This is a genomic window from Actinokineospora sp. (assembly GCF_050699995.1).
Taxonomy (GTDB): domain Bacteria; phylum Actinomycetota; class Actinomycetes; order Mycobacteriales; family Pseudonocardiaceae; genus Actinokineospora.
Genome location: NZ_JBOHGC010000178.1, coordinates 1 through 4,214, shown reverse-complemented (window position 1 = coordinate 4,214; position 4,214 = coordinate 1). Strand labels below are relative to the sequence as shown.

Sequence of the window (4,214 nt, the reverse complement as noted above, 5' to 3'; positions counted from 1 at the left end):
GCCCTGGACCACACGGTCCGGGGCGGCCACCGCGCCACAAACCAAGCGAACGCGCGTAACCGAAGAAGGACGGAAAACGCACGATGTCGAACTTCACCGCGGCCGACGTCAAGAAGCTCCGGGACCTCACCGGCGCCGGAATGATGGACTGCAAGAAGGCGCTGACCGAGACCGACGGCGACTTCGAGAAGGCCGTTGAGATCCTGCGCATCAAGGGCGCCAAGGACGTGGGCAAGCGCGCCGAGCGCGCCACCGCCCAGGGCCTCGTCGCAGCCGACGGCGGTGTCATGGTCGAGCTGAACTGCGAGACCGACTTCGTCGCCAAGAACGAGGAGTTCCAGGCGCTGGCGAACAAGATCGTCGCCGTCGCGCGGGACAGCAAGGCCACCGATGTCGACACCCTCAAGGCCGCCGAGCTCGAAGGCGGCACCGTGGGCGACGCCGTGCACAACCTTTCGGCCAAGATCGGCGAGAAGCTCGAACTGCGCCGCGTGGTCGTCTTCGACGGTCCCGCGACCACCTACCTGCACCGCCGCGCCTCCGACCTGCCGCCGGCCGTGGGTGTGCTGGTCGAGTACTCCGGCGACGGTGAAGAGGTGGCCCGCTAGGTCGCCATGCAGATCGCCGCGATGAAGCCGCGCTACGTCACCCGTGACGAGGTGCCCGCCGATGTCGTCGCGACCGAGCGCCGCATCGCCGAGGAGACCGCCCGCGAAGAGGGCAAGCCCGAGGCCGCGCTGCCGAAGATCGTCGAAGGCCGGGTCAACGGCTTCTTCAAGGACGCTGTGCTGACCGAGCAGTCCTCGGTCGTCGACTCCAAGAAGTCGGTCAAGGCCATCCTCGACGAGGCGGGCGTGACCGTCAGCCGCTTCGCGCGCTTCGAGGTCGGCCAGGCCTGACCTGCGCTAAGCAACATAGTGACTAGGGTTATGCCCCGTCCCCGGTACTCACCGAGGGCGGGGCATAGTCACGAGGAGGGGTCTTACGTGACTCAGAACGGCAGCTTCCGCCGAGTCCTGCTCAAGCTGGGCGGCGAGATGTTCGGCGGCGGCGAGGTCGGTGTCGACCCGGACGTCGTCTACGCGGTGGCCAGGCAGATCGCCGACGTCGTCCGCGGCGGCGTGCAGACCTCGATCGTCATCGGCGGTGGCAACTTCTTCCGCGGCGCGGAGCTGAGCCAGCGCGGGATGGACCGCGACCGGGCCGACTACATGGCGATGCTGGGCACCGTCATGAACTGCCTCGCCCTGCAGGACTTCCTGGAGAAGGAAGGCATCGACACCCGCGTCCAGACGGCCATCACCATGGGCCAGGTCGCCGAGCCCTACATCCCGCGCCGCGCCGAGCGGCACCTGGAGAAGGGCCGCGTGGTCATCTTCGGCTGCGGGGTCGGCATGCCCTACTTCTCCACCGACACCGCCGCCGCGCAGCGCGCGCTGGAGATCGGCTGCGACGTGGTGCTGATGGCCAAGGCCGTCGACGGTGTCTATGACGCGGACCCGAAGCTCGACCCGAACGCGAAGATGTTCACCGACATCACCCACCGCGAGGTGCTGGAGCGTGGACTCAAGGTCGCCGACGCGACCGCGTTCAGCCTTTGCATGGACAACAACATGCCGATCATCGTGTTCAACCTTCTGACGGAGGGGAACATCGGCCGCGCGGTGCGTGGTGAGAGGATCGGCACGCTGGTCAGTACGCCCGCGAAGTGAACAGCGTTACCCACTGCATTTAAGGAGCGCCCCCTTGATCGACGAGACTCTCCTCGACGCGGAGGAGAAGATGGAAAAGGCCGTGTCGGTGGCCAAGGAGGACATGAACTCCGTCCGCACCGGTCGCGCGTCGCCGTCGATGTTCTCTCGCATCCACGTCGAGTACTACGGCTCCATGACCCCGCTCAACCAGCTGGCGAGCGTCGCGGTCCCCGAGGCGCGGATGGCGGTCGTCAAGCCGTACGACGCCACCCAGCTCAACGCCATCGAGAAGGCGATCCGGGACTCCGACCTGGGCGTCAACCCGAGTAACGACGGCAGCATCATCCGCATCGTCATCCCGCAGCTCTCCGAGGAGCGCCGCAAGGAGATGGTGAAGGTCGCCAAGACCAAGGGTGAGGACGCCAAGATCTCGATCCGCAGCGTCCGCCGCAAGGCCAAGGAAGAGCTCGACCGGCTGGTGAAGGACGGCGAGTCGGGTGAGGATGATGTTGTCCGCGCCGAGAAGGAACTGCAGAACCTGACCGACAAGTACGTCCACCAGGTCGACGAGATCGTCAAGCACAAGGAAGCCGAACTGCTCGAGGTCTGACCTCGAACGGTAGGCAAGGAGTACGCGGAGATGGTGGCCGGGCCCGTCGGGGAGCTGGAGCATGAATCTAGGGACCACCCGGTGACAGCCGGAAGCGCGGATCTGCCCGCGCCGAACGTCTCGCGCGCGGGCCGCAACCTGCCCGCGGCGATCGGCGTCGGAGTGGTGCTGGGCGGGGCTGTGCTGTTGGCCCTGCTCACGGTTCGGCACGTGTTCATCGGGATCGTGGCGATCGCGGTCGCCGTGGCGACGTGGGAACTCGTGGGCGCGCTCCGGCGCGGCGCGGGGATCAACGTGGCGCTGTGGCCGGTGCTGGTCGGTGGCCAGGCGATGGTGTGGCTGTCGTGGCCGTTCGGTCGCGACGGCCTGCTCACCGGGTTCGTGGTGACGATCCTGGCGTGTCTGCTGTGGCGGTTGCGCGGTGGTGTCGAGGGCTACCTGCGTGACGCGAGCGCGTCGGTCTTCACCGCGGCCTACGTGCCGCTGTTCGCCGCTTTCGCCGCGATGCTCGTGGTCCCCGCCGACGGCGCGGCCCGTGTGCTCTGCTTCATGATCCTGGTGGTCAGCTCCGACACCGGCGGGTACATCGCCGGTGTGCTGTTCGGCAAGCACCCGATGGCACCGGTGATCAGCCCGAAGAAGTCCTGGGAGGGCTTCTGCGGTTCGGTGGTCGCCGGTGTCGTCGCGGGTGCGCTCACCGTCCACTACATGCTGGGCGGCGAGATCTGGCAGGGCGTGCTGTTCGGCGCTGCCATCGTCGCCACCGCCACCCTGGGCGACCTGGTGGAATCGGTGATCAAGCGCGACCTTGGCGTGAAGGACATGGGCACGCTGCTGCCCGGCCACGGCGGTCTGATGGACCGCATGGATTCACTGCTTCCGTCAGCGGTGGTCTCCTGGTTGTTGCTTCGCCTGTTCGTCTAGTCCGCCTCCCCGGAATTTTGACATTTGGTCACCACCGCGGAATCTGCGGCTGGGCGATTTCCGTGGTCGGCCGCCGTCACGGTCCCCTTGGATGCCGGAACGTCCAGGTCGGTTCTGTGGTTTCCTGGTCGACATGAGCATGGTTTCCCGGGCGGTGGCGCGGTGGCGCGCGTCGGAGATCGTGCCGAGCCCCAACATCTGGCATTGGCCGGAGGTCTACGAGACCGAGAACCGCGCACAGGACGCCGAGGGTGCGCTGTGGCAACTCCTCGGCGACCTGTGCGACTGGTCCGGCGACATTCTTGACGTCGGCTGCGGCGACGGCTTCCACCTGCCGCGGTTCGCGTCGAAGGCCCGGTCGGTGCTCGGCGTCGAGCCCCACCGACCGCTGGTCGAGCGGGCCCGCGCGCGCGTCGCGAACATGCCGGGGATCGCGGTGGCGCCGGGGTCGGCGCAGGATCTGCCGGTCGGCGACGCGACCTTCGATGTGGTGCACGCCAGAACGGCGTACTTCTTCGGCCCCGGCTGCGACCCGGGCATTCATGAGGCCGACCGCGTGCTGCGGCCTGGCGGCACGCTGGTGATCGTCGACTTGGACGCGGCGTGCCCGCCGTACGGCCGGTGGATGCGGGCTGACCTGCCGGAATACGATCCGGCGGAGGTCGACAAGTTCTTCGACCTCAAAGGGTTCGACCGCCACCGGGTGTCCACGGTGTGGCGCTTCGCCGACCGGGAGAGCATGGCGGCGGTCCTGCGGATCGAGTTCTCGGCGGCCGTGGCGGCGCGCGCGCTCGCGGAGGTGCCGGGACTCGAGTTCACGGTGGGCTACCGAGTGCTGATCCGGCGTAAGCCCACCGGCCTGATCCTCGCTTAGGGCACGTAGTGAATCAAGTCAGTGCGGGTCGGGCGTGTCGGATCGTGGGTGAAGGGTGTAGTTCCAGTCGGCGTGCCAGGCGTTGCGGCTGATCGGGAGGTCTTTCATCTGC

4 protein-coding genes and 1 pseudogene are annotated in these 4,214 nt (G+C 67.6%); all 5 read left to right on the top strand.

Annotation, left to right across the window (positions count from 1 at the left end; all coding sequences use genetic code 11):
• Window positions 1–83 precede the first annotated feature (83 nt).
• The 5 genes and pseudogenes from tsf to ACRDSQ_RS09855 all read left to right on the top strand — a co-directional run bounded on the left by tsf (window position 84) and on the right by ACRDSQ_RS09855 (window position 4,102).
• A pseudogene (tsf, locus tag ACRDSQ_RS09875) lies at window positions 84–899 on the top strand (translation elongation factor Ts).
• 87 nt (window positions 900–986) lie between these two features.
• A complete protein-coding gene (pyrH, locus tag ACRDSQ_RS09870; protein WP_431420545.1) occupies window positions 987–1,712 on the top strand; it encodes a UMP kinase in 726 nt (241 codons plus the stop codon).
• A gap of 34 nt (window positions 1,713–1,746) precedes the next feature.
• Window positions 1,747–2,304: a ribosome recycling factor gene (gene frr, locus ACRDSQ_RS09865; RefSeq protein ID WP_431420544.1), complete on the top strand. Its 558-nt coding sequence runs from the start codon at window positions 1,747–1,749 to the stop codon at window positions 2,302–2,304.
• An 81-nt stretch (window positions 2,305–2,385) separates the two neighbouring features.
• Window positions 2,386–3,228 (top strand): phosphatidate cytidylyltransferase, encoded by an 843-nt coding sequence (locus ACRDSQ_RS09860; RefSeq protein ID WP_431420543.1) that lies wholly within the window; start codon window positions 2,386–2,388, stop codon window positions 3,226–3,228.
• A 133-nt stretch (window positions 3,229–3,361) separates the two neighbouring features.
• Window positions 3,362–4,102, top strand: coding sequence for a class I SAM-dependent methyltransferase (locus ACRDSQ_RS09855; RefSeq protein WP_431420542.1), 741 nt, complete (start codon window positions 3,362–3,364; stop codon window positions 4,100–4,102).
• Window positions 4,103–4,214 lie beyond the last annotated feature (112 nt).